4 protein-coding genes and 2 pseudogenes are annotated in these 6,733 nt (G+C 57.4%); 5 read left to right on the forward strand and 1 reads right to left on the reverse strand.

Annotated elements, in window-relative coordinates:
- Positions 1–1,051 precede the first annotated feature (1,051 nt).
- The 4 genes from IVA87_RS27910 to IVA87_RS27925 all read left to right on the forward strand — a co-directional run bounded on the left by IVA87_RS27910 (position 1,052) and on the right by IVA87_RS27925 (position 5,402).
- Positions 1,052–1,999, forward strand: coding sequence for a CoA ester lyase (locus IVA87_RS27910; RefSeq protein ID WP_256466508.1), 948 nt, complete (start codon positions 1,052–1,054; stop codon positions 1,997–1,999).
- Between the two features lie 519 nt (positions 2,000–2,518).
- Complete coding sequence (locus IVA87_RS27915) at positions 2,519–3,256, forward strand: enoyl-CoA hydratase/isomerase family protein (protein WP_256466509.1); 738 nt, start codon at positions 2,519–2,521, stop codon at positions 3,254–3,256.
- Between the two features lie 49 nt (positions 3,257–3,305).
- Positions 3,306–4,082 (forward strand): SDR family oxidoreductase, encoded by a 777-nt coding sequence (locus IVA87_RS27920; protein WP_247336125.1) that lies wholly within the window; start codon positions 3,306–3,308, stop codon positions 4,080–4,082.
- A gap of 444 nt (positions 4,083–4,526) precedes the next feature.
- Complete coding sequence (locus IVA87_RS27925; RefSeq protein WP_247336128.1) at positions 4,527–5,402, forward strand: SDR family oxidoreductase; 876 nt, start codon at positions 4,527–4,529, stop codon at positions 5,400–5,402.
- Between the two features lie 864 nt (positions 5,403–6,266).
- On the opposite strand, the pseudogene IVA87_RS27930 reads toward IVA87_RS27925, so the two are convergent.
- Positions 6,267–6,475: pseudogene (locus IVA87_RS27930) on the reverse strand (transposase); the annotation flags it as partial.
- Between the two features lie 41 nt (positions 6,476–6,516).
- On the opposite strand from IVA87_RS27930, the pseudogene IVA87_RS27935 reads away from it, so the two are divergent.
- Positions 6,517–6,733, forward strand: a pseudogene (locus tag IVA87_RS27935) (IS110 family transposase); the annotation flags it as partial.

Genomic DNA, 6,733 nt, shown 5'->3' on the forward strand with positions numbered 1-6,733 from the left:
GACCAGCTCCGACGACCCGAGCGCTCCCAGCAGAGCACGCCGATCAAAGGGGTCCCTTTTGGATGCCGATAGGGGGTCCCAGTCGAACGCCGATTGACATCGGAGTGCTCGATCGCCTCGTCAGCGACAAACCAGAGCAAGACTGAAACGCTATCGCGCTAACTGATTAAGATCGTCGGCTCGGCGGTTATCTCGCTCGCGTCAGCGATCCGCCGCCTGGGACTACCGTCATGTCGCGCGGGCTGTCACACCTGACCGGCATCGCCCCGGGCGCCATGGTTTGGGAGAATTTGTGGGCTGAAAGCCTCACCGGAGGCTTACTTCGCCAGTGGCCTCGGAAGGATGAGGCAGCGGTCCGAGCGGCAATCACGTCGGCTGGTCGAGCGGATAAACCGAAGGTCAGATCACGCACTCAAGCTCGCCAGGCGTCAGATGTGTGGCCGCGGGAAGATCGGCTTGCTCCAAGCCCGGCGAATCGGCGCAGAGTGAAGGCAGCTGCACCCAAGATTGCGTCAGAGCCACATTTGGACGCCGATCCCACCGATTAGGGGGCATATTGTAGGACTAATGACAACGGATTGTCCGCAAAGCAATCGTTCATGCTTGAAGACCGCGGTTAACTGCTGTTCCGTGAACCTTCCTCTCTCTTCATCGGTGCGCCTGCTGCTTCCAGTCCATGATTGCCAAGCTGACTGATAGAGCGTTTGCAAGCAAGCGAGTGGTCCTTCTGTGTAGCTCTGCATGGTCGGCGAGCGGCAGAAATACCGCGCTTTCCGGCGAATAGTCACGTCGTTGTTAGGGTTGGTCGCTGAAGCCATGCGCCTCCGCGGCGATCGGTGGAGCGAGCATCCGGCTCGCGCCGCAGCTTCGGCACTTTGCGCCAGTTGCTTCCCCCCGACCGTAATCACGGAAAGCCCACAAGGAAAGGTAGGTGCACGTACAATTCAGATATGTAAACAAGGGTAGACAACAATGGTCATCGATCCGAGGTGGTAACAGGCCCGCACCTGACGCGACCTTGGAAATGTGAGTTTCGAGCGAGGATCATATTATGCCCCAGCCATTTCGAGAAGCTCCCTGGTATCGCTCGGTGCTATACGTCCCTGGAGACAAGCTCGACTGGATGTTAAAGGCGCCCAAATATGGCGCGGATGCCCTAATGTTCGATCTCGAAGACTCGGTCGAGCTTTCTCAGAAAGCTGGAGCTCGGAGCGCGGTCGCGAAAGCTATTACGGAGCTAGGCACCGGCCCCTTCGGGCGCTTCGTGAGGCTCAATAGGTGGGGAACAGGCTGTCTCTTAGACGACCTTAATGCCGTTGTGATCGATGGCCTCGACGGCGTGGCGCTGGCTAAGACTGAAACTCCGGAAGATATTGCCGCTTTAGACCTTGTGCTTGGGGAGCTGGAGAAATCGCGGGGGCTACCGGTCGGCCGAATCGAGATTTGTGCCCACGCTGAAACTGCTCAGGCTATTTACAGGCTCTACGATATCTGCATGGCCTCTCAGAGGATCAAGCGGACCGGTGGTGCTGGTGGCCCAACCCCAGGCGGAGACGCGGCTCGTTCCCTGGGCGTGCAGCTCAATGACGCGACGGATGAGGGGAATTGCTTTGGCGCCTATTCGGTGCTGCAAGCTCGCGCTGCGGGGATTATACAAATTGAAGGCGTCATGCCAGCGACAGTGGACGACCTCGAATTGGTGCGGCGAGTGGGTGAAAGATCGAAGCGCATGGGCGCATCGTTTGCGGCGGCCATCCACCCTACCCATATTCCAATTATCAATGAGATTTACTCGCCAGCCGAGGACGAGATCGATGAGGCTCGCAAGATCGTGTGCCTCATGGCCGAGGCCACTGCGCGTGGCGAGGGCGCGGTTCGGTACAAATCAAATATGCTGGACTATGCTAGCGTTCGGACCGCCCTGGAGGTGCTTAAGAAGGCTCAGGCAGTTGGAATTGATGTTGGCAGCGTTCCCGACCTGCAGCTGCCACCGACCTGAGTAATCGCGCTCCTCCTCCAGGACCCTAAGCCTATGCACAAGCCATGAGACGAGCTGTTGGCCAAAGCGCCCCCACAACTTTGTGCCAGTAGAAGACGCCGAGAAGGCTGCCTCCGGAGGTGAAATTTTGGGGAGTGCCGCTCATGGGAGCGAAGTCCTTTTGAGCGATCGTCGAGACGATGTGACCATTTCTCGCATAGACATCGAGCATCAAGACCGGTGCATCAACATCATCGTTTCGTTCGCGCTAAGCTGCCGAACGGTTGCGAGACGCGGCTTCATTGCTTCATTGCGCGCTTTACTGAAGCGAAAAACCTAGTTTTTGATCGATAACTGAACGGTCGCGCCGAAGAAAGTGATCTCGATTACCAGAATTGGCAGGACGCTCTCGCAAGAATTGTGCCCTATTCTAAGCCGCAGAATGACTACGTTGGGGCGATGTGCGCGTGGATTCGAACGCATACGTGAATTCGCACGCAACTCGCACTTTCCGGACGCTAACGCCTGATTGGATACACTATGGGGATCCTCCAAACGGAGACCAGAGGCAGAGTTCTGGTTGCGCGCTTCAATCATCCGAACCCTCATAACCCAATGAATCTGGCACTGGAGAATGCTATTCGTTCCATTTGCCAGGAGGTAGAGGACGATCCCGCGATCCGTGCCCTGGTGCTGACGGGAGGAAAGGATCGATCATTTTGCGCTGGTGGCGATCTTAAAGAGCGAGCCGAGCGGTCTGGCTGCGGCTGGGCCGATGCGTCCATTGAGAGGGTAATTGATCTGTATTCTGCAATATTGAAGGTAACGAAACCGAGTGTTGCCGCAGTCGACGGATACGCAATAGGTACTGGCCTTGGGATCGCACTATGCTGTGATTGGCGCGTGGGATCGGCAGGAACCCAGCTGCTGATGTGGGAACTAAAACACGGTAACACCTGTGTAATCGGCGCGTACATGATGGAGACGTTCGTCGGTCGAGCCGCTATGTCCGACGTCATTTATGGGTGCGAGGCCATCCCGCTGTCATGGGCTCTCGATCAGAGGCTGCTTCACGAGATTGTTGATTCGCGGCAATGTGAGGAGAAGGCAATCGCGCACGCGCAGATTCTCAGTAAATTTCCCGAAGTCAGCTTCAGGCGAACGAAGGAAAAGGTGAATCAGAGCGTACTCGCTGGTTTGCAGCGAATCGCGGGGGACGCGAAGGACGCCTATGCAGCAGGGATTGGGAGCTCACATCCTGTCTCGAAGCATAGCTGAAGCTGCGGACGCTTGTTGAACAGTGAGAAGCTTGGACGGAGGTTGAGCAATGCGAACAGCAATAGAAGGCAAGCGGGTCATTGTTACCGCTGGAGCGAACGGAATTGGACGAGCTATTGTCGACCAGCTGGCGGATGCTGGGGCTCGTGTTGCGACATGCGACGTCTCCGAACATGGTATCGAACAGTTGCGTAAGCAACTGCCTGAGGTCCGCTCGGAGCTTGTAGACGTCAGGGACGCAGCAGCGCAAGCGAAGTTTCTGGAAGACGCAATCAGTGACTTCGATGGTCTAGATGCATTAGTTAACAATGCCGGAATCCCCGGTCCAACATCTCACATTGAAGATATTTGTCTTGTCGACTGGCAAAGTGTCTTTCGCGTCAATGTCGAAAGTCAATTCGTCGCCTGCAAGGTTGTAGTGCCTTATTTGCGAAAGCAGCGTGATGGTGCGTTGGTCTTCATCTCCTCTACGGCTGGACGTCTAGGCTTTCCATTGCGAACGCCATACGCGGCCTCAAAATGGGCGCTTGTCGGGTTGATGAAGTCTCTTGCGATGGAAATCGGTCCAGACGGGGTGCGGGTCAATGCCATCATGCCCGGGGTGGTCTTTGGAGATCGAATAAATCGCGTCATTTCCGCTAAAGCGGAAGCTGTGGGCTTGTCGTTTGACGAAATGCAGAGGAAATGGCTCGATGTTGTCTCGTTGCGACGAATGATCCCGCCCAGGGAAATCGCGGAGATGATCCACTTTTTGATTTCCGATGCAGGACGCAATATCTCGGGCCAATCACTCAGCCTTTGCGGCAATACTGAAACACTACGCTGAATATAGGCACTTCTTTCAACAGCTGGACGGTGGCTCAGCGCGCCTTTAAAGCTTAACTAAAGGCATCCGGCGCTGACTTCATCGGCTCGGACGGCTTGTAATTGGCGACCGATATCAATGCAGATCGGTTGAGGGACGCGCGGTGGAGACGATTCAGCTCATGATCACCCCCCGGCGCACGGCTGGAGATCAGCGTTTCGGGACACCATGAATTGAGCTGAAGATGTCGTAATCAACACGCGCGCAACGTTCGCAAGATGCCTGCCCACATCCAGGTGGCCTCGCCCGCCACGAGAGGCCCGGTCTTGTGAACGCTGACTTGCCCTAGTACCTAAGCGCCTTTCAGATAAGCTGAACAATCAAAGTCTGGTACCTCGCACAGTCCTGCCGACACTATCCCTGGCACGCAACGCGTTAGTCGCACATGAATGGAGAGACAAAGGCATGTTCACTGACCATATCCTCAACGCGAAGAAAATCCTGATATCCGGCGGCGGAACGGGCATTGGCAAAAGTCTGGGCACCCGCTTTCTTGAACTAGGCGCGGAAATCGTGATCTGTGGCAGGCGCGAGGAGGTGCTCAAGGAAACCGTCGCGGAATGGAGAAAGACCGGCGGCAAGGCTGCTTATTTCGTTTGTGACATTTCCGTCCCCGACAAGGTTGACGCCATGTTCGAGGAGATCTGGCGTGAGCGCCCTCTTGATGGACTTGTCAACAACGCGGCGATCAACACCATTGCGCGTACCGAGACGTTATCTCCGGGCGCTTTCGATTCGATCATCAACGTTGTGCTCCATGGCAACGCTTACTGTACCCTGGGAGCTGGCAAGCGATGGATCGAGGACAACCACCAGGGTACGATCCTCTCGATTGTGACAAGTTCCGGCTGGCAGGGCAGGGCGTTCATGGTCCCTTCAGCTGCAGCGAAGGCTGGAGTAATTTCGATGATGCGGAGCCTGGCTGTTGAATGGGGTCCCAAGGGTATCCGCACAGTCATGGTCGCTCCCGGGATCTTTCCTACGCCCGGATCGGCGAAACTCTACCCGGACTCGGCTGAATATGAAGCGCAGCTCGCGCGCGTTCCTATGAGACGCGTAGGGCAGCACGGCGAACTTGCGGATCTTTGCTCGTATTTGATGTCGGTCCATGCTGGATTTATCAATGGCGACTGCATCACCATCGATGGGGGTGGTGCGCTCGACGCGGGCGCTAACAGGTATCCATATCTGCAGAATTGGGGGCCTGAGGAATGGGAGGAATTCCGCGCGCAACCCTCAAGGAGTGTCGCTTCCCAATCCGACCCGGCCTGGCGGTCATAGGCTCGGCAGGTCGGTCTTACTGATGCCCTGCACACCGGCCACATGCTGGCTCAAGGCGCCTTTTAACAGCAATCATGGGCGCCAGGGCGGTGATGGTCGCGAGCAACGCGGCGCGGGCATATACCGGCCGCAGCGATCGCCAAGGTGACGTGGGCTCCGTTTCTCATGCAGCGGGAGGGATATTCCAGGGTTCGTCAGATCCGTCTTCATCATGGCTGGCAGGGGCCGGCCCGCGGAGTGGTCAGGCTTCGCAGGGCGTCGCGCAGACTCGCCGCAGGCGGAGGGAGTACAAGGTGTAATCCAGCCGAGCGTCGAGTGCGGCCAAGCCTCGTTGTATTGGTCGAACCAGATGGCAGCACGGGGTGCGCCGATCTGATGTTGATAGGCTTCGGCGGAAGCCCATTGCGGAAGTGCAGTCTGGTTGAAGGGCTCGGTCTTTCCATGTTTGGACTGTAGGGCTTTTAGCGCATGTGCTTGATGCGCACCCGGCAGTGTTGAAGGCGAACGCCTGGTAGAAACTGTCTCATTCATGGCGCCAGTTGCGGCACACCGAGGCTTTTGTGATACGCCATAGCTGCTTCAAGGAAGGGAGCGCTGTGCGCGGCCTTATTGGGATTGATGTCGAAGGATGCGATGCGGGAAGGGTGGTCAATGCAGACGTGGACGAAATCCGGGCGGCGTCGCGAGTCTTGTTCGGGCCAGCTCAATCGGTGGCCGCCCCCTCGGATGTTCGTGCTTCTTGGCATTTATATGAATCATCTCGCCCTGCGCCGGATGACCGAGAGCTGCGATCTCGAGCGCCCAATAGTGGGCGCTACCGCAGGCTTCCATCCCCACCAGGCATGGTGGCACGGTGATAGCGACGGGAGCTGGCGCGGAGCCCTCAGCATAGCGCAGCGCGAGATCCCGTCGCGGGTTGCAGGTGATGGCGAACTCGGACGGCGTCCTCCATCCGAGCCGTGAGTGTGGTCTTGTGTCGTTGTAATCCGCGCGCCAACATCCGAGCGCGACGCGGGCCCGGCCAGCGACGTGAACAGCATCTTGTTCATCAATTCATCCCGCAGCCGGCCGTTGATGGGGAAGACGGCCCCGCTCCCTCGGCGCCGGCGATCACATCCATGCAGTTGATGGCCAAGGCCAAGTGGCCGGTCGCCAACGCCTCCGGCGAGGCGAGATCGTGTCGTTCTTCTCCTCGCTCGCGCCTTGTCTAGTCGGCATTGAGGCCTGCGCGACTGCTCACCACTGGGCGCGGGAGATTCGGCAGTTTGGACATGATGTGAGATTGATCCCGCCGGCCTATGTTAAACCCTACGTACGAAGAGGAGCCAAGA

The sequence above is a fragment of the Bradyrhizobium sp. 147 genome (assembly GCF_023073935.1).
GTDB lineage: Bacteria > Pseudomonadota > Alphaproteobacteria > Rhizobiales > Xanthobacteraceae > Bradyrhizobium.